The following is an 18,659-nucleotide window of genomic DNA, read 5'->3' on the forward strand; positions in this document are numbered from 1 at the left end:
GGAGTCTTGGCCTACTGGGCTACGTCACCGGGTTGATTGAGGCGTCTCCTTAACACAGGGATATAGTAAGCAAATGTGCTCTTGTCGACAAACGATTAAAATTAGAGCTAACCATTAGTTTTTCTAATTAACTGTGCTTGATTTGATTGTGGTGTCAGTTATTTTAATTATTTAAGTGCATATTTTTATTTGTTTATTTATTTGGCTGCTTGTATTTTGTGTTGAGATATATTGACTCAACATTTGTTAAAACTTGTTAAATATTGGGTTTGGTGTGAATTTGGTTTAAATGTGTAGAAACTATTGGTTTTATCTTGGTTATATTTTCCCCTACCACGTTTTTGGTATTTAGGCAAGCGTGTTGCGGGGTGAAGTGTGGCGCTGTCCGCAAAACCCACTATCCCCGCCGGGATTGATTGATTTGAATCAAATTTGAATGGTATAAAATGGCCAGGGTACGTTTGGTACGCCTTAATGTAAGTTTATGAAAAAAATAATTTAAATTGATTGTGCTGGCTGATTTTTGAGACGCGTGTTCAAAAAGTGTTGGGTTTTGTGAGCCCTGTCTCGAAATTGTTGGTAAGCGTGCTTTTTTTGAGCGTCAGAGACGTTTGAGAAAGGCAAAAAGTTTAATTTTGGCGGTTTGTGAGATTCAGGTCTGACAAATTACTTGAATGATAAAATTCCTAATTAGGCATTTTTCGGGGTTGATGGGGATCTTACCTTGAAGAATGATCGCACCACCTAAGGAGTCACTGATGATTGTTGAAGAGGTTGTAGAGCTCTCGCGCTTGCAGTTTGCGCTGACGGCTATGTATCACTTCTTGTTTGTACCTTTGACCTTGGGGCTGGCGTTCTTGCTGGCCATTATGGAATCACTCTATGTGATGACCAATAAGCAGATCTATAAAGATATGACCAAGTTCTGGGGTAAGCTATTTGGTATTAACTTTGCCCTGGGTGTTACTACAGGTTTGGCGATGGAGTTCCAGTTTGGTACTAACTGGTCATACTATTCGCACTATGTTGGTGACATCTTCGGAGCACCGCTGGCTATTGAAGGTTTGATGGCCTTCTTCCTGGAATCGACCCTAGTGGGTATGTTCTTCTTCGGTTGGGACAGATTCAGTAAGCGTCAACACTTGGCGGTTACCTGGCTGGTGGCGCTGGGCTCTAACATGTCTGCGCTGTGGATCCTGGTCGCTAACGGTTGGATGCAACACCCAGTGGGTAGCGTGTTCAATTACGAAACCATGCGTATGGAGATGACAAGCTTCGCAGAAGTCTTGTTTAACCCTGTTGCTCAGGTGAAATTTGTTCACACTGTGGCTTCTGGTTATGTAGCTGGCGCCATGTTTGTACTGGCCATCAGTTCATACTACATCCTCAAAAAGCGTGACCTGCCATTTGCCCGTCGCTCTTTTGCTATCGCAGCAAGCTTCGGTATGGCGTCTATCCTGTCGGTTATCGTACTGGGTGATGAGTCTGGCTATAAGGTGGGTGAGGCGCAGCGCGTTAAGCTCGCGGCTATCGAAGCCGAATGGCACACAGAACCTGCTCCTGCGGCCTTTACTGCCGTTGGTTTCCCAAATCAGGAAACCATGCACACAGATTATGCCATTAAGATCCCATATGCTATGGGTATCATCGCGACTCGTTCTCTCGATGAAGAGGTTACCGGTATCCGTGACCTAATCGTTGAACACGAAGAGCGTATCCGCAAAGGCATGAAGGCGTACGCCATGTTGACCGAGCTACGTGCCGGCAACGAAACGCCAGAGCTTCGTGCAGCGTTTGAAGAGGCGAAAGTCGACCTGGGTTATGGTTTGCTGCTTAAGCGTTACACAGACAATGTAGTTGATGCTACCGAAGAGCAGATCAAGGCCGCGGCTAAAGATTCTATTCCATCGGTTGCGCCTATGTTCTGGAGCTTCCGTGTGATGGTTGGCCTGGGTGTTGTCATGCTGTTCGTGTTTGCTGCTGCCTTCTGGCAGAGTACACGTCATCAGATCGAAGAGAAGCCATGGGTACTTAAGGCCGCGCTATACAGCCTACCACTGCCTTGGATTGCCATCGAGTGTGGTTGGTTCGTCGCCGAATACGGTCGTCAGCCTTGGACCATCTCTGAGGTGCTGCCAACCTTCATGTCAGCTTCTAGCCTAACGGTGGCAGATCTATGGTTCAGTATCATCTCTATCACGCTGTTCTACACAGTCCTGTTGGTGATTGAGCTTTACCTGATGATCAAGTTTGCACGTAAGGGACCGAGTAGTCTTAAGACGGGCCGCTATCACTTTGAAAATCTAGAAGCTTAAGCCGGAGATCTCATTATGTTTGATTATGAAATATTAAGATTTATCTGGTGGGCGCTGATTGGTGTGCTGTTCATCGGATTCGCCGTTACCGACGGTTTTGACATGGGCGTAGGTGCCTTGCTACCTATCATAGGTAAGGACGATACCGAACGCCGTATTATGATTAACTCTATTGCCCCCCATTGGGATGGCAACCAGGTATGGTTGATCACCGCAGGTGGCGCCCTGTTTGCTGCCTGGCCTATGGTGTATGCGGTATCCTTCTCAGGCTTCTATGTCGCCATGATGTTGGTGCTGTTTGCCTTGTTCCTGCGTCCTGTTGGCTTCGATTACCGTTCTAAAATCGAAGATCCAAGATGGCGTAAGACCTGGGATTGGGCACTGTTTGTGGGTGGCTTCGTACCCCCGCTCATCATAGGTGTTGCCTTTGGTAACTTATTGCAAGGTGTACCGTTTAACTTTGACGAGTACCTGCGTGCAACTTACCACGGTGGTCTGCTTGGTCTGCTCAATCCATTCGGTCTGCTGGCTGGCCTGGTGAGCGTATCTATGATCATCATGCAAGGTGCCTCTTGGTTACAGATGAAGACAGAAGGCGAGCTGCGCGTTCGTGCGGCGACAGCTACCCAAGTGGCTGCGGCTTTAGTCGCTGTGCTCTTTACCCTGGCGGGCGTTTGGTTAGCCAATGGTATCGACGGTTATGTGATTACCTCGACTATCGACACCCACGGTGCATCTAACCCAGCTCTTAAGACGGTTGCTGTAGAGGCGGGCGCATGGCTGGCTAACTACGACAAGTATCCAGTGACTATGCTGTTCCCTATCTTGGGTGTTGCTATGCCGATACTGGCGCTTCTGGCGAGCCGCTTTAACCGCTCTGGCTTTGCCTTCCTGTTCAGTTCGCTGGCAGTGGCTATGGTGATTCTAACTTGTGGTGCAGCAATGTTCCCATTCGTGATGCCATCTTCACTTGAGCCTAACGTGAGCCTGACTATGTGGGATGCGACAGCCAGTCACATGACCCTAACGGTCATGACTTGGGCGGCCGCTATTTTCGTACCTATCGTGCTAAGCTACACCATCTGGACTTACTTCAAGATGTTTGGTCGCTTAAGCCGTAGCTACATCGAAGACAACAAGACGTCACTTTACTAATAGGAGCCGACATTATGTGGTATTTTGCTTGGATATTAGGCATTTTGCTGGCGTGTTCTTTCGGTATTATTAACGCCTTGTGGTTAGAGAATACTGAGAACATGGATAGGGATTCAGAGCATAAAGATTAAGCTTTGAATTCGCAGTCGAAAAACCCCGTATGAGAATACGGGGTTTTTTATTGCCCGTGTTTGGGGCGCACGGGCAAGCGGTTGGGGAATCGGCGTTGAGCTTTTGGCTGCATGGGGATTTAGTAGGGGATTGAAGGTCGTACCTTCACTGTTATTTATCGCCTCCCCGGCGGGGGAATGTGTAAACACGTTTTTGGCACGCTGTGAATATATCCCTATACGCTCCACGGCGGCGTCCATGCCGCCGAGGGCCAAAAACCTGTTTACACTGGTGTCTCAACGTCTCTTCGATTTGGCGGTATTTGGTGCTAGTTGTGAGTTAAAGCGCTAAAATTTACACTTTTGACTAGATATTAATACTCGCCTTTCAACTTATTCATACTCGTTTATCTAGGACGACTCTGTTAGAGTTGTGATTAATCAATAGCTTCTTTGTAGAGAGGCTTAAGATATGGGTTTGTTAGATGCGCATGCGCACTATTAAAATTTTAGGCCAATGGAGTCGTACTATTGACTGAGCAACATATTCAAACGGATTTTAACTCACCTCTATTGTTTCGAACTACGTCTGAGAGCTTGTATCTGAGCACTCTTGAAACTGGTGAGCTATGGCTAAGATCTAACAAATACTATCAGCATATTGAGGATGCTGCGCGAGTAGATAAAGGAGAAGGTGTTAATTCATCAAAAGTTGATTTTCCGTTATCATTGAAAACTGACAATGACTTAACTATCAACATTTTTGGTGATGGAAGAGTGGGTCAAGAAATAGTACCTCACTACATTATCTCCTTACATGGGACTAGTATTTCTAATTCACAAAGAATGGATTTTGGAGGCAATACATATGGCATTAGATCACTATCGAAGCTCAGTGCACAAATTCTTTATGAAGCATCAAAAGTAACTGATGTCATTGGTTATAAATATGGGCAAGTAGCCTATCAAAATACAGCTCTCATGCAAACTCAAAATAAAAATGGTGCAATATTAGGCTTAACCGAAGTTCCACCTCATTATTTAAACGCTTTAAATACAGACGTATTAAGAAAAGAGCCAGTGCTACCGTTCATTGAGCAAGACGAGTGGCGTATTGTTATCTTTACAAATGGTTTTATAGATAATGATTTTGACAAGCCATTAATAGTCAAAGTAGATACAGCACACTTTTACCCGTATATCAGAATAACACCTGGTAATCGGTAAGAATTGTGCACACCAGAACTAAAGAATTAGTTTCACTAAGTAACAATTGAGACATGATGAAAATATTAAAAGAGTTTATATCATCCCTAGTTCAAAATTTGTTTATAACTGTGGTTGTTGCTTTAATAACAGTTCCGGTTCTCGTGTCCTGGATTACAGATTCCTTTGACGTATTACTGAGAGTCTTGGGTCAAGAGTCACCCGTCTGGTTGCTAATGCTTTGCACCGGTGGTTGCGTTATTTATACCAAGTACAAAAAAAATAGCAAAATTGACAGATATGTGCCTGAAGTAGATCGATTCCTTATCGAGGATTCAGGTTTCAAGTGGCGTGTTGTTGATCATAAAAATGGGTATGCCTCAGTCGATCAAATTCCACTGTGTAGCGTTCATGAATCAGATTATGTCTTAACTTCCGGTAAACAATACAAATGCAGGGAATCAGTAAATTCAGAGTGTGACTCAGAAGCTATTGATCATTTGCAGCTTACATTTTACTGGGAGTTGGCGAAGTCAAAAGCCAATTCAATTATTAATAAATACGAAACAAAAAGCTAACCAATTCAGTATTTTTACTGAGGTGTGCTGCGAACAGGCTATCCTTGCAAGGACTGTGTTAGCTGCGTTAGTTGTATACCTTGTCTCTGCTCATGAGGTCGAATTTTGACTGATGTCTCGTTTAAAAAAGTCTATTCAGTGGATCAAATAACTGTACCATTGCTGTGTATTCTGGCTTTCTTACCTTTTTATATTTTTTTAGAAAGATTTCCACCAGATCTAGTGGGTAAAGCTATTGTTATCTCTCTCTATATTCCGATTTTTTTTATTTGGTTATCTTACAGAATTTACAGGATGTATAGCGATCCAAGCCTTGTAGTTTTGAAGCCGGATATGAACAGTGTTGAGATTGATGGTGTTTGTCATGGCGTTGAACGCCTTAAATACCTCAATGTTGTCTTTGAAAATGATCATTTTAAGCTGGAATGGGAGCTACGAAGCGCCAAACAAATTTGGCAAGCTCAAATCATGAAAACTCGCGCGCACTATGTTACCGACGCCCCTTTAAGTGAAATCAAGAGTTTGACCGAATCTTCTAACAAACTGTCTTACTTCGATAATTCGAGTAAGCTGCAATACGGCTAACAAACGCATTAGATTGTATGCTTGGGCAGTCTTAGGGTACCAAAAGGCGCCAAATCGAAGAGACGATAGATACTGGTGTAAACACATTTGTGACCTTCCGAGGCATGGATGCCGAGGTAGAGCTCACAGGGAGGTGCTCGTAGCGTGTCACAAATGTGTTTGCACATAAGGCCTGCGGCAGGCAATTGATACACTATGAAGCCATGGTTAAGGCTTCCTTGCCGATGGCTATGCCGGCAAACGTTAAACATCCATTCCAAGCCACAGCGCTTCAATCGTTAAACTACCTGGGCAATAAATTTCCAAGAGTCGACACCTCGCTACGCAAACTCAGCTACTGCTATGTCAGCCAGACATAAAAAAGCCGCTTTGAAGCGGCTTTTTTCGTTGAGATGAGCGTTAGCCAGAAGCTATGACTTAAACACGCTGATCTTCTGTTTGATGTCGGAGGCGATGAGCGAGAGGCTCTGGGCGGCGTCGACGGTGTCGCTGGCGCGCTGATCACCCTCGCGGGCGAGCTCTGTTATCTCGTGAAGGTTGCGGGTGATCTCATCGGCCACGGCGCTTTGTTGCTCGGTGGCACTGGCGATGCTGCTTGAGGCGACAGCCAGTTCACCTATGCTGACGGTGATCTGGTTGAGCTTGGTTGCAGCCTCCTGGCCTTGGGTGGCCGAGGCTGTACCCAGCTGATGACTTTGCCCCATCTGCTCGGCGGTGACCTTGATCTGCTGCTGCAGCTGAGTGATGGTCTGGCTGATCTCTGCAATCGAGGTTTGGGTACGCTGGGCCAGGGTTCTCACCTCGTCGGCAACCACGGCGAAGCCGCGGCCTTGTTCGCCGGCGCGGGCGGCTTCGATGGCGGCGTTGAGTGCTAGCAGGTTGGTCTGCTCGGCAATGCTGTTGATCACTTCGGTGACCTGGCTGATCGCCTCGCTCTCTTTGCTGACGTTTTCAACGCTCAGGTGGCTGGCATCGAGTTGCTCGCTAAGTCTGCCCAGTCCCTGGACCAGTTGATCTAGTTGTTGATGACCTTCGCGGGAGGCATTGTCGACCTGTTGGCTCTGGGTCGCACCTTCGCTGGCATGGTTGGCCACATCCCGCACCGAGGCAGACATCTCTTCGATGGCGGTGGCGATTTGATCTGTTTGTGCCATTAGCGATTGAGCTTCTTCGCCGTTGAGGCGCGCCACTTCCTGGGCATTTTGGGCTTGCTCTTCTAGGGTATCGACCGAGGTGCGCAGCGCATTGACCAGTTCTCTTAGGCTGATGGCCATCTGGCGGGCACCTAGGGTGATCTTATCGACTTCATTGTTGGAGTCGACGCTGACTTCGTCAAATTCTTGGGTCAGGTTGCCTTGACCCAGCTCGGTGAGCTGATGCTGTAGCTGACGCAGTGGTCGCAGGGTTTTGATCAGCACCATAGAGAGGAGTGTGGTAATGAGCAACACTCCCATGGCCGCGACACCCACGTTGATGGTCAAGAGTTTCAGGCTCTCTTCGTTAAGTTCGCTCTTTTTCACTTGGCCAAGCAAGGTCCATTGCCAACCCGGGATGCTGACGGCGTAGCTATACATGGGTTCGTTGTTACTGTTTAAGTATTCGCTTTCCTGGTCGTTGCGCTTGGCTTGCTCTAAAGGTAAACCATCGAGTAGAGCCTCGGTCAGTTGGGTGCCTGACGCTTGATTCGGGCGTGCGATGATTGAGTTGGAGGCAGTGTGGATAAGGGTAAAGAAACCGGTTTCTTCCAGTTGCAGTTGGTTCATCGAGCTTTGCAGCTCGGTTAAGGCTTCAGAGATATCGAAACCGATATAGAGTATGCCTATGATATCGCCCTGAGGTCCGGTAATGGGGCGATAGACTGTCATATAGTCTTTGCCAAATAATCTGGCATATCCTTCATATTCTTTGCCTGCAATTAACGCGGCATAGCCAGGGTGTTTCTTGCCCAGGTAGGTGCCCAGGGCTCGCTTACCATCGGCTTTTTTTAGCGAAGTAGAGATACGGATAAAGTCATCGCCATCACGGACGAAGACGGTGGCATTGCCGCCGGTGAGGTTAGAGTAGCGATCGACTTTACTCTTGGAAGCATTGATCTGCTCGCGTTCATGAGCCAGGGCGGGTGTTGGTTTACCCAATACCATCACGGTTTTATCGGGTTTAAAAAACTGCCCTGGATACATGGCTCTGAGTACGTCAGCGTTGCGTCTGGCTAGAGATAACAGGCTGTTATATTCCAGCTCAATGAGGTCGGCTGTACTGTGCATCTGCGCCTTAACGGCGGTCATGGCTTTTTCTTCCAACACCTTAGCCGCAGTGAAGTAGGATACGCTGCTGATGATGGCGAATACGATTATGGTTAGGATCAGGGCGAGGGTGCCTATCTGCTTGGCTATAGGCCAATTTTTATAATTCATCTTGTTAATCCACCTTGTGGTTATACTGTCGCTAAATGTAACCAAGGCGATGTAAGATTGTTTTGACGTAGGTCTATTTAAGTAAAGGAAAATATGAGGTCGATGTCGGCAATTAGTCTAAATATGCGCTGGATCACCCATAGCTGGGCGAGCCTGCGCATCTAAGTGTTCACGGCTTAGCTTGGCTGAAAAACGGCGGCTGGCGTGGTATGGCGTTTGGTCATCAGCAGCTGATACATAGTAGGTACCCAGACCAGCGAGAGCAGGGTAGTTAGTGCGGTGCCACCTGCGATGGCGATGGCAAATGGCGGCCAAAATCCGCCGCCTGCGATGATCAGTGGCAGGAAGCCGCCTATGGTCGTGATGGTGGTGGAACCTATATGTCGGCCGCAGCTGCTCACGACTGTTACTATGGCATCGATAGGCGCCTCACGTTTATTGGGCATATCTTCCAGTTCGGCCAAGATAACGATGGCGGCATTAATCGCCAGTCCCATAAGGCCTAATAGACCGATGATCACGGTAAAGCCAAAAGGATAGTTAAACAGGTAAACGGCCAGCAGCCCGAGGCCCGCCGACTGCACCGCGCTGAGTAAGATGATGCCGGTGAGACGGAAGGAGTTAAACGATAGCACCACGGTGGCAAGTAGCAAGGTGATCACCAAGACGATGTTTGATAGCAGGTTGCCCACGGCTTCGTTGCGCTTGGCACTCTCGCCGCCCACTTCGATACGATAGCCCGCTGGAAGCGATAGGGCATCGATTCTAGTCTTGGCCTGATCCAGCACTTGCTGCGGCAATACATCACTTTCAAGGTAAGCTTCTACTGTGTTAACACGCTGACCGTCACGCCTAGGAATAGCGCCCAGGCTGACATCGATGCGGCTGGTGGACAGCGCCGATAATGGAATGCCGACGCCACTGGTGGACAATAGATTGAGCTGCGATAGCTGGGTTTGCTGCTCGCGCATCAGATCTTGGGTGCGCACCCGTATCGGCAGCGATTCGGTTTGCTCCAAGATGCTGCCGCCATTGATCCCTGTGGTGGCCATCTGGATCTGGCTGGCGATATCGGTGAGGCTCAGACCACTCATCTTGCTGGCATCTTCGTCGATTTGAAACCATACCTTAGGCGCGCCGGCGCTCAATGTGGCGCGGGTGTGGATCACATGTTCTGTGGTGATCAGTATGCGTCTCACTTCATCGCCAATTTTACGTAAGGTATCTAAGTTGTGGCCATAGATTCGCAGCTCAACGGGGGCATTAAAGGGAGGCCCTTGCTCGAGTTTACGTACCAGGATCTGCGCCTCGGGGAACTCGGCATCGAGCTCAATTTGAAGCCTGGGGATCAGCTGGTTGGCGCGCTCAAAATTGGCCACTTTAATCATGGCCTGGGCGTAATTAGCAGCGCCTTGTTGACGCTGTAGCAAGTTATAGTAAAAAGAGGGCGCATTACCGCCTATCACCCAGTCAAGCCTTTGCATCTGCCCTGTGGCTCTGAGTTTGGCGTCGATACGCTCCACCAGGGCGCGGGTATTGTCTATGCTGGAGTGCGGCGCTAGATGCACCTCTATCTGAAACATATCTCTGTCAGAAGGCGGAAAAAACTGCTCAGTCATCTGCCCCGAGGCGATAAACCCGCTTACCGGTAGGATGCCGATGATCACACCGGCCAGCAGAGGGCGCTTTAGGGCGATATCCAGGGTCTTGCTAAACGCGCTGGCGATAATGGGAAAGTTGATCCCGCGCTGATACCAATGGCTGGCATCTCCTTTGGCGCCAAAACGGCCGGCAAATCCGGCGATCAGCGTATGGGAGATGAGATAAGAACCCAGCAGGGCGAAGATCACCGAAATGGCGATGCCACTGACAAACTCCCCGGCGGCTCCGGGCATAAGGATGATGGGGGTAAAGGCTAGCATGGTGGTGATAGTTGAGCCTGCCAGCGGCAGCCAGAGATGTTTAAGGGTTTCACCAACGGCGCTGAGGCGATCGAGTCCTTGGCGACGGCGCTGGGCGATGGCGTCGACGATGACGATGGCGTTATCGACCATGATCCCAAGAGCCACCACTAAGCCTGTCACCGACATCTGATGTATCGGTAGCCCGACATATTTCATGCAGGCTAAGGTAAAGAGGGCGGTCAGTGGCAGTGAAAGCGAGACGATCACCGCATTGCGCAGTCCCAGGGTCAGCATAAGTACGACGAGAATGATCACAAAGCCCATTAACAGGCTGGCGATAAGATCGCTAAGGCGGGTGGTGGTGTAGCCTTCTTGATCGAACAGCCACTGGATCTCCACATTTGCCGACAGCTCTCCCTGTACCTGCTCGACCACCTGATGGACTTTTTGCAGCCAGAGATCGACCCTAGTGTTATTGAGCATGCGCGCCGCCACCATGATCCCTTGTGCCTGCTCAATAAGGGCAATGCTGGTCGCCGGTGTCTTGGGCTGCCTGAGTACACTGGCTACCTCGCTAAGGCGAATAATTTGGCCATTGGCGTCGACCTTGAGCGGCACCTGTTTGATACGACTAACCGAGTCCAACTCGCCGGACACTTCGACCAGGGCGCGAAAGCTGTCGTTGGTGATCTCGCCCGCAGAGACTTTAGTGTCGGCACTGGCCAAGATCTGGGCGATGGCCGCAGCGCTCAGGCCAATGCGATTGACCTTCATGCTATCTATCTGCACCAAGATCTCTTCGGTGGGCGCGCCGTAGAGTTTCACAAAGTCTGTGCCAGGGATCAGCCTGAGCTGGCTTTGAAGCTCTTTAGCGTAGCGGTTGAGGATATCCTGGCGCGGATCGCCCGGGCCTTGCCAGACTATGCCTAAGATGGCGGTATTGGCGTAGCCGAGCTGATCATCAAGCAGGGCATCTTGGGCGCCGGGGGGAAGAATATTTTTGGCATCGTTAATCAGATCCCTGGCCCGAGACCAGACGGGGTCTGTGTCGGTTATCCTATCTTTTAGCTCGAGCTGGATGACTGAGATCCCGGGGCGCGAGGTGGATTGCACCAGTTTAAGTTCTTCCAGGCGTCTAAGCTGATTTTCCAGTACCTCGGTAACCAAGGCCTCGACCCGCTCTGCCGAAGCGCCAGGGTAATGGGTGACCACAGAGGCGAATCGGTTGGTGATGCTGGGGTCTTCCATACGCGGCAAACTATTAATGGCGCCAAGGCCAGCGACAATCAGCAGGGCGATGACTAGGCTAGCCAGGCGGCCATTTTCCACTAGAGCTTTAATCATCACTTACCTCGTCGCGACTTGCGTGTTGAGGGTGACCAGCTCGCCGACCACTACCTTGTGTAAGCCTTGGGTGACAAAGTGCTCCTGCGCATTGAGGGCGCCTGTGATATAAGCTTGGTCACCATGGGCGTAGAGGATCTCTATATCGCGCCGCTCGATAAGGTATTGATTTGGGCCTTGCTCGACCAGCACATAGAGGTTCCATAGGCCGCGCAGTCCGTCGGTGAGTGACGAGATGGGTACCCAAAAGCCTTGGGCGGTAACGGTTTTGTTGTGGTGCAGATAGGCTAGCTCACCATTGAGCACCTTGGCATCGGGGGGCAGGGTGAGGCGCACAGGCACGGTGCGGGTTATAGGGTTAACCTCGGCGCCGATACCGGCAACGGTGGCGAGATATGGGCTGTCATTGACCGTAAGCTGCAGCTCCTGCCGATCTTGCAGGCTTTGTGCAAGACTCACAGGCACGCCGACAATCGCTTGAGGATTGTTATGCTGGATCAGGGTAAACAGCGGCGCGCCTAAGGCAACCACTTCGCCTAAATTGTTGTTGCGTTTAGCGATAACGCCATCGAAGGGCGCCACCAATGTCGATTTTTCGATGCGCAGCGCGTTGGCTTCGATAGCCGCTCTTAGCCGCTGCTCGGCGGCTTGCAGGCTGCTTAGCTGTCCTTTGAGCTCGTCAATTTGTTGATCCGAGGCGTAGCCTTGTTGCTTCAGGGCTTGAGTCCGCTTAAGTGTACTCTGTGCCAGTTCTCTATCGGCCTTGTTTTGGGCCAGGTTGGCCATTAACTCACGCTTTTCGGCCTCAAGTAGTGAGGTGTCGAGTTTGGCCAGCAGCTCTCCCTGCTTAACATGGTTACCACTGTCGACCGCCAGTTGTTTGATCTTGCCCGCCAGCTCGAAGCCGATGGCGGTCGTGTTGCCCGCGCGTATGCTGCCGGTAAAGACCTGAGTGGTGTCGTATCCATCGGAGGGGATCAGGCGCTGACTGGAGACTTTGGGAAAATGTTCGCTGCTGGCGCTGGGGTCACTGTCAGGCGTCGGCGCCTGCTGACAACCTGTGATGATGGCGGTGAGGCTGCTCCATAACAAGATGCCCGTGAGGGATTTAGCAGAAAACAAAGTCATACTGATACGCTTCCGTGGTTAACAGCTGGTGAATAAAACGTTAAACTAGACTTGTTAGTCTAATTTGATAAAACTGGACTGTCTAGTCTAGTTTGTGTATAAATTATCTTGTAATAAAAAAGAAACCTTATACGGAGTTTCAATGGCACAAGCCCCCCTTAGCCGCAGCGAACAGAAGAAGGCGCAGATCTTAAACGCCGCGATAGATCTCTTCTGTGGGCAAGGTTTTCCCAATACCAGCATGGATGAGGTCGCAAAACTGGCGGGCGTCTCTAAGCAGACCGTCTATTCACATTTTGGTAGCAAGGATGATCTGTTCGTCGCATCAATCGAATCTAAGTGTGTTGTACATCAGGTAACGGCAGAGTTGTTTACCAGCCCAGAACAGCCCGAGCAGGCGCTGTTGAATTTCGGCAACTACTTTGGCGAGATGATTGTTTCACCCGAGGCGATTGAAGTATTTAAGACCTGCGTGGCTCAGGCCGACACCCACCCGGAAATTTCTGAGCTCTTTTTTAATGCCGGTCCCGAATTTTTATTGAAACTGCTGGAAGCGTATTTCGAACAGGTTGAGAAGCTAGGTCAATATCATTTTGGCGATCTGCGCAGTGCTGCGGTAAGGCTGTGTATGATGTTGTTTGGTGAGATGCGTCTTAAGCTTGAGTTAGGCTTACCTGTGGATGATTTAATCGCGAATCGGTCCAGCTATATTCAAGAGACTGTGACTATGTTCTTGCGTGCCTATCGCTGCCAACCTTTTGCTGACAAACGATAGTTGCCAAGTTTGATGCTCAGTTATAAATGGCAGACTAAGTGATCTTTTAAACGCTTTGTTCGTACTAAGCTATAGAGAGTAAATTGGCGCAACGATATCAAATAGATGTTAGCCAAAATTTAATCCCATCTAAGTATCCCCAGGGAGAGGGTATGAAGCATAGTATTAGCTCTATCATTAAGATTAACACCTTGTTAGTGACTGTTGCCCTAATGGCGAGTGTATCAGCCGAGGCGGCAGAGCGCCGCTATTCGCCGCTGACACTGTCAGTATCGGGGATTGGGGTCGGTGCGGCCGATGTGGGTGATAGCGGACTGGATCTGCAGCGTGATACCTGGCTGTTCAGCGCGCAGACAAGTTATCCCTTGAGCCGTAAGTTGTCTATCAGTGCCAGTCTGAATTACGACAGGTTAGACTTTGACTGGGGCGGACGGGGCGCGACCCTACTCGATGGTGTCCAGCCTTGGTCAAGTGTGGACAGATATGGAGTCGGAATAGGGCTTAGCTACCGTCCTACCGATCGTTGGCTGTTACTGTTTGCACCTAAGCTTCAATATGCCTACGCCGATGGTGCGTCCGGCTCTAATGCCCAGAGCTATGGTCTGGTTGCTTCGGGAATGTACCGCTTTGACGGCGGTAGCATGTTGGGGTTAGGGGTTGCCTACCTAAACGATATCTCAGAGGTGAGAACCATTCCTTACTTGGCGGTGAATTGGCAGATAACCGACAAACTGAAATTGGCTAACCCTTTCTCTGCTGGCTTTAGCGGCCCAGCGGGCTTGGAGTTAAGTTATCAGTGGTATGAGTCTATCGATATCGGTATTGGCAGTTCGAAGCGCACTCAGCGCTTTTTGGTAGAAGATGACGATGTCACTATAGAGATTGACGAGTGGGTTGGTTTTGTCAGGGCCGGTTGGCAAGCCAGTAAGCCGCTGAGTTTTAATGCCTACTTAGGTTATTACTTTAACAGCGAGATAGAGCTCTCGGCGCCCCAGACCCAAGAGTCGCTTGATAACCAAGTCGCACTGGCTTTTTCTGCCCAGTACCGATTCTAGTATGTTGATATTTAATATAAAAATGGCCTGAACATTCGTTGCAGGCCATTTTGGTATCTCAAACTTTTTTACTTAACTTTTTACTTAACTTTTTACTTACCTAGCATAGCTTTCTTTAGGCTTTTTTGGGCCGGCTTGTCGCCCAGCCAGATCTTCAGAAGTGCTTGGCGAAAGGCTTCCCCTTCAACCGTGGCTTGTTTTACGCCATTCTTGTAGGCGGTGACGCCAAGATCTTTGTTTGCTTCCAGAGTAAATTGATCGCCTTTTTCGATAGGTGCCGAAAAGAGGGCCATAAAGGCATCGATCTCAGCTTGAATGCCTTGGGGGCTGCCATTTGTAGCATCATCGAATCCCTCGATAATGGCATCTTGCATCTTCTCTGAAGTGATCATGCCTGAGATGATGTTTAAGCGAATGGCCACCTTAGGAGCTTCTAGGACACTTTGTAGCGAGGTGCTAGGACTCGGGGTGTAGAGGCTACCGACATAGAGATCCATAAAAAACTTGCTACGAACCCCTGCGCCATTTAGTTGCAGACTCTGGTCGCTCAGGGTGAGCTGCTCGTCAAGTGAGACATCGGCGACCGTCTTGGCGGCCAGCGGCATGCTAAAGCAAAGTGAAACGAATAGCAGACTGCGGATGAGTGACTTCATAAAACCTCAAGTTATTGTAAAAGATGATTAGCCGCGTTGGCCGACTTGATATTGACCACTTTGATGAAAGAAAGCCGCTTGTTTTTTCTTAGGGGAGATCAGCAGTGGGCCGTCATCGAAGAAGAGAAAACATTTCCAGTTGCGTACGAAAATGTCCCAGCGAGTTTCTATTATCTGATATTTGTCGTAGCAGAAATAAACCTGAGTATCATCACTCCAATCGAAATGGCCTTGAAACAGTTCAGGTAATGCCGGAGATTCGCTGTCCCAGGCGCTTTGCCAGTGGTCGGTTTCCAGCCAAGCATCGCCTTTTGCGGGCCACTCGCCTTTGGTAAATTGATCGCTTCGGCTGCTCTTATTGCTCACCCACTGATTCCAGACCGTCATCGATGATTTTTGATCAAGTGGCTTGATATGCGCCTTATCTTCATCAGTGACAGGCAGATCTTTATGGTTAAAGATCCATTTACGTTTGTATTGTTCGAGTGGGATATAGGTGTGCGCCACAGGACCTCGCTATCGGCAATAAAATTGGTTAACGGGCGCTATTATACGGTTTGCCGGGGACAAGGGAAACGGCGCCTAGGATAAATTTACCCGAGGCGCCTAAATATTCCTTAGGGCTTTATTTGTTTGAGATAACTGAGCGCTGCTTGATTATTCTCATCCAACATGAGTACGTTTTCGAAGCAGGAGGCTGCGCCGTCGATCTGACCCGCCTGCGCCAGAAATATGCCTAACTTCAACATGACAGGAATATCCTGAGGGTACTTGTCCAGGTAGTCGAGATAGATACCCAGCGCCGCTTGCGGATCGCCACTTAGGCTCAATGCATGGGCATATTGCGGCAGATACTCGTCGCTGTACTCGATTATCTTGGCGTAATGCTCAAGCGCTAGGGGTAACTTGTTAAGCTGTAATGAGAGTTGGATAATCTGTTTTAGCTCCGCCTCTTGTCGATCGGCCAAAGGCGTTTCGAGCACGGCATCCAGAGAGGCCTGTAACTGATTCTCTAGCAGATAGCGATAGCTTAGCGCGAGGTTGTGTAAACGGGCTATCTGAGGATCTTCGCCGGTATAGGGGGCCGTATATTGAATCATCTTGGTGATCCCCAGCAGGTGTTTTTGTTGTCTGAGTACCTGTAGTTTCTTAAAGGCGTTTTCCATCAAAGGGGCGGCGCGATCTGTCGAATCATCGATATACTCTTTGACAGTGAAGAGCTCCTCAAACGCCTGTTGACACTCGAAAAGAGTTTGGCGTTCAGATGCCGATAACTTCTGATATTGCTCGGGGTGCCTCTCTTGCCAAAGTAGGGCGCGTCCCCACTGCTTGTCTTCTTTCCATTTTTGACAAAGGGCATTTATGTCTACATTGTCCTCATACTCTGCTAATCGTAATTCGACCCTAGTGAGTGCCGAATGAACCAATTCGAGTAGCTGCTCCCCCATCTCTTTGAAGGCGCCGTAGTAGATACGGGTGTGTTTGTTAATATCTTCTTGAGACCAGTCATCCAATTTTTGTGTGGACAGGAAATGACTGAATTCGTAATAACCGTAGAATTTGATTAGGTTGGCAAGATCTCCATGCTCTTTGTTGATACTCTGTTCTATTTTTTCCAATTTGTTGGCAAGGGTGGCGATTCGCTCACCAGTTGGTTTTTTTTCCAGTTTGCAGATGATATCGAGTGCGTCGGTATTCTTACGATTAAGTTGTATGAACTCTTTCTGAGCGGCTTTTAGTTTCTCATGAGTATCAGTTAAGTGAGCAACCCACTCGTTATCACTTGCTAGGTGTACTTCAGGTGCTAACAGACTTCGTTGGGCGGCATCGATCGGCGATAAGCAGATAGTATCTGCCGGGTGATAATCGACGCCTTTAACCTTGGCGGCATCGGCAGCGAGATTGATATAGTGAATTTTTTGAGTGTGAGAGGCGATGAGATCCTCCGTGGCGCCTATAGCTTGCAATAACTGCATTGGAGTCTCAGCCATCTGCCCCGAATAGGTTTCAACCCATTCCATGATGGCTCCGAGATTCGGCCCTAAGCTGGCGGCATAAGTGCCTGAGGTGTGGCTGGCACCGCTTTGTGAATGACAAAAATCGACGCCGCTGAATAATATCTGACTGAACCCCATTTCCCGCGCTATTTCCATCGCACTATTGGTCACAGTCGGGCCGACAGATTGAATGTTTCTGTTATCTGCATCATCACTCCAGGGATAGCGGGGCCCTGTATATAGTGCTGCACCTCGCCATTGGCTTAAGATTTGAGGGGTCACATGGTATGAGCATACGAGTAGGGTGTCATGGGGAAGCGACATCATATCCTTGTTAACATCGAAACTAACAGACTGAGGGTCAACGGAGACAACAATATCTGGCTTGATGGCCAATCGATGGAGTTTACCTATGATGCGTGATACGGCAATGATGACTAGGTTGTCACTGTTTGCCTTTATCCATTGCGCATGGGAATCCAGCGAGGGGCCACCGCCTAAGATGATGCAGCTCTTGCCGTTAAAGTGGTCTCTTAAAATGGAAGCAGGTTTAAAGGTTTCACCGACATTTTCCAGTTGAGTTTTGACAAAGATTTTTTGGGTAAAACCAATACTATTTTCAAAATAAGCCTGTCTGACTGTGTTGTCTATCTGAGCGTGGAGCCTGCCATAGTCATCGAGATGATTACCGTCTGCTGCAACGGATCTGTGTAATTTAAACTGCTGTTTTACTATGAACAGATTGTTCTCATAGGATTGAATAAGTGTCGAGAACTCATCGATGGAGACCACCTGTATAGAATCGGATAGGGATGAGGGCAGGTCGATAGACAGTAAAGATAAGATCTCGTCGAGTTCGACAAAGATATATTTGCTACCCGAAGGGATGGGCTGCTCCATCACATAGTTTGCCAGTAGGCCTGAGTCTAACCCTGTGATGATATGAAGCGTGTCCTTTGTTGATAGGGCTTTTTTTAGCTTATTATCGTAGAGGGTTGCCGAATCGATTTTTTCGAAGGTGTGTCGGTTGACGCTCGGTAAATAACATTCGCCAAACTGGCTGACGGCAAAGGTCTTGGTAATTTCAGATTGATTGTTCAGCATTTCACCCTCAATTCAATGTTCTTAGACAATTAATTGACACTCTAGCCGACTATTTGCCCATATGATTTGTCCCATGCCATAAAGTCTGACTTAAATGGGGGATGAGTGCGATACTCATCCTGCATAAATCTAATGTGAATGCGATTTTTGTGCCAGTTAGCTTATTGGTAAGTAGCTGACCTTTAAAAGGAATAAAATTTACGCAAAATGAGGCCACTTAAGGCACAGTTGAAAAATAAGGTTAGACATTAGATATTAAGTTACTAAGATTGAAGGTGTTTATTACATATTGATCGGGGCTGGCCTTTTTGGGGGCGAAAGTCAGTTGGATGTCTG

14 protein-coding genes are annotated in these 18,659 nt (G+C 48.7%); 8 read left to right on the forward strand and 6 right to left on the reverse strand.

Features of this window, described 5'->3' with window-relative positions; genetic code table 11:
* Positions 1–758 precede the first annotated feature (758 nt).
* From L2712_RS04020 to L2712_RS04045, 6 genes are all read left to right on the forward strand, one after another.
* On the forward strand, positions 759–2,315 hold the full coding sequence (locus L2712_RS04020) for a cytochrome ubiquinol oxidase subunit I (RefSeq protein ID WP_033538502.1): 1,557 nt from the start codon (positions 759–761) through the stop codon (positions 2,313–2,315).
* Between the two features lie 15 nt (positions 2,316–2,330).
* Positions 2,331–3,470, forward strand: a complete 1,140-nt coding sequence (cydB, locus tag L2712_RS04025) for a cytochrome d ubiquinol oxidase subunit II (RefSeq protein WP_033538501.1) — start codon at positions 2,331–2,333, stop codon at positions 3,468–3,470.
* Between the two features lie 14 nt (positions 3,471–3,484).
* Positions 3,485–3,601 (forward strand): cytochrome bd-I oxidase subunit CydX, encoded by a 117-nt coding sequence (gene cydX / locus L2712_RS04030; protein WP_248976937.1) that lies wholly within the window; start codon positions 3,485–3,487, stop codon positions 3,599–3,601.
* Between the two features lie 510 nt (positions 3,602–4,111).
* Positions 4,112–4,807, forward strand: a complete 696-nt coding sequence (locus tag L2712_RS04035) for a hypothetical protein (protein ID WP_248976938.1) — start codon at positions 4,112–4,114, stop codon at positions 4,805–4,807.
* A 56-nt stretch (positions 4,808–4,863) separates the two neighbouring features.
* Entirely contained in the window at positions 4,864–5,364 is a 501-nt protein-coding gene (locus tag L2712_RS04040) for a hypothetical protein (RefSeq protein WP_248976939.1), read from the forward strand.
* Between the two features lie 138 nt (positions 5,365–5,502).
* Positions 5,503–5,949 (forward strand): hypothetical protein, encoded by a 447-nt coding sequence (locus tag L2712_RS04045; protein WP_248976940.1) that lies wholly within the window; start codon positions 5,503–5,505, stop codon positions 5,947–5,949.
* A 410-nt stretch (positions 5,950–6,359) separates the two neighbouring features.
* Here the strand turns inward: L2712_RS04045 and L2712_RS04050 are convergent, their stop codons facing one another.
* The 3 genes from L2712_RS04050 to L2712_RS04060 all read right to left on the reverse strand — a co-directional run bounded on the left by L2712_RS04050 (position 6,360) and on the right by L2712_RS04060 (position 12,739).
* Complete coding sequence (locus L2712_RS04050; RefSeq protein ID WP_248976941.1) at positions 6,360–8,363, reverse strand: methyl-accepting chemotaxis protein; 2,004 nt, start codon at positions 8,361–8,363, stop codon at positions 6,360–6,362.
* A gap of 176 nt (positions 8,364–8,539) precedes the next feature.
* On the reverse strand, positions 8,540–11,611 hold the full coding sequence (locus L2712_RS04055; protein WP_248976942.1) for an efflux RND transporter permease subunit: 3,072 nt from the start codon (positions 11,609–11,611) through the stop codon (positions 8,540–8,542).
* Positions 11,612–11,614: 3 nt separating this feature from the next.
* Complete coding sequence (locus tag L2712_RS04060; protein WP_248976943.1) at positions 11,615–12,739, reverse strand: efflux RND transporter periplasmic adaptor subunit; 1,125 nt, start codon at positions 12,737–12,739, stop codon at positions 11,615–11,617.
* 142 nt (positions 12,740–12,881) lie between these two features.
* On the opposite strand from L2712_RS04060, the gene L2712_RS04065 reads away from it, so the two are divergent.
* Both L2712_RS04065 and L2712_RS04070 read left to right on the forward strand, forming a co-directional pair.
* On the forward strand, positions 12,882–13,514 hold the full coding sequence (locus L2712_RS04065) for a TetR/AcrR family transcriptional regulator (protein ID WP_033538494.1): 633 nt from the start codon (positions 12,882–12,884) through the stop codon (positions 13,512–13,514).
* A gap of 152 nt (positions 13,515–13,666) precedes the next feature.
* On the forward strand, positions 13,667–14,569 hold the full coding sequence (locus tag L2712_RS04070; RefSeq protein ID WP_248976944.1) for a DUF6268 family outer membrane beta-barrel protein: 903 nt from the start codon (positions 13,667–13,669) through the stop codon (positions 14,567–14,569).
* Between the two features lie 92 nt (positions 14,570–14,661).
* Here the strand turns inward: L2712_RS04070 and L2712_RS04075 are convergent, their stop codons facing one another.
* The 3 genes from L2712_RS04075 to L2712_RS04085 all read right to left on the reverse strand — a co-directional run bounded on the left by L2712_RS04075 (position 14,662) and on the right by L2712_RS04085 (position 18,323).
* Positions 14,662–15,222, reverse strand: a complete 561-nt coding sequence (locus tag L2712_RS04075) for a chalcone isomerase family protein (RefSeq protein ID WP_248976945.1) — start codon at positions 15,220–15,222, stop codon at positions 14,662–14,664.
* Between the two features lie 27 nt (positions 15,223–15,249).
* Entirely contained in the window at positions 15,250–15,729 is a 480-nt protein-coding gene (locus tag L2712_RS04080) for a DUF2947 domain-containing protein (protein ID WP_248976946.1), read from the reverse strand.
* A gap of 110 nt (positions 15,730–15,839) precedes the next feature.
* The gene (locus tag L2712_RS04085) at positions 15,840–18,323 is read right to left on the reverse strand and encodes a 6-hydroxymethylpterin diphosphokinase MptE-like protein (protein WP_248976947.1); all 2,484 of its coding nucleotides are present in this window, start codon (positions 18,321–18,323) and stop codon (positions 15,840–15,842) included.
* Positions 18,324–18,659: the final 336 nt, after the last annotated feature.

The organism is Shewanella marisflavi, from assembly GCF_023283925.1.
In the GTDB taxonomy this organism is placed as follows: domain Bacteria; phylum Pseudomonadota; class Gammaproteobacteria; order Enterobacterales; family Shewanellaceae; genus Shewanella; species Shewanella marisflavi.

Excerpts from the sequence above, each read along its gene's own strand:
- L2712_RS04020 (WP_033538502.1), top strand. The coding sequence starts at position 759 with ATGATTGTTGAAGAGGTTGTAGAGCTCTCGCGCTTGCAGTTTGCGCTG.
- cydB (WP_033538501.1), top strand. The coding sequence starts at position 2,331 with ATGTTTGATTATGAAATATTAAGATTTATCTGGTGGGCGCTGATTGGT.
- cydX (WP_248976937.1), top strand. The coding sequence starts at position 3,485 with ATGTGGTATTTTGCTTGGATATTAGGCATTTTGCTGGCGTGTTCTTTC.
- L2712_RS04040 (WP_248976939.1), top strand. The coding sequence starts at position 4,864 with ATGAAAATATTAAAAGAGTTTATATCATCCCTAGTTCAAAATTTGTTT.
- L2712_RS04050 (WP_248976941.1), bottom strand. The coding sequence starts at position 8,363 with ATGAATTATAAAAATTGGCCTATAGCCAAGCAGATAGGCACCCTCGCC.
- L2712_RS04055 (WP_248976942.1), bottom strand. The coding sequence starts at position 11,611 with ATGATTAAAGCTCTAGTGGAAAATGGCCGCCTGGCTAGCCTAGTCATC.
- L2712_RS04060 (WP_248976943.1), bottom strand. The coding sequence starts at position 12,739 with ATGACTTTGTTTTCTGCTAAATCCCTCACGGGCATCTTGTTATGGAGC.
- L2712_RS04065 (WP_033538494.1), top strand. The coding sequence starts at position 12,882 with ATGGCACAAGCCCCCCTTAGCCGCAGCGAACAGAAGAAGGCGCAGATC.
- L2712_RS04070 (WP_248976944.1), top strand. The coding sequence starts at position 13,667 with ATGAAGCATAGTATTAGCTCTATCATTAAGATTAACACCTTGTTAGTG.
- L2712_RS04075 (WP_248976945.1), bottom strand. The coding sequence starts at position 15,222 with ATGAAGTCACTCATCCGCAGTCTGCTATTCGTTTCACTTTGCTTTAGC.
- L2712_RS04085 (WP_248976947.1), bottom strand. The coding sequence starts at position 18,323 with ATGCTGAACAATCAATCTGAAATTACCAAGACCTTTGCCGTCAGCCAG.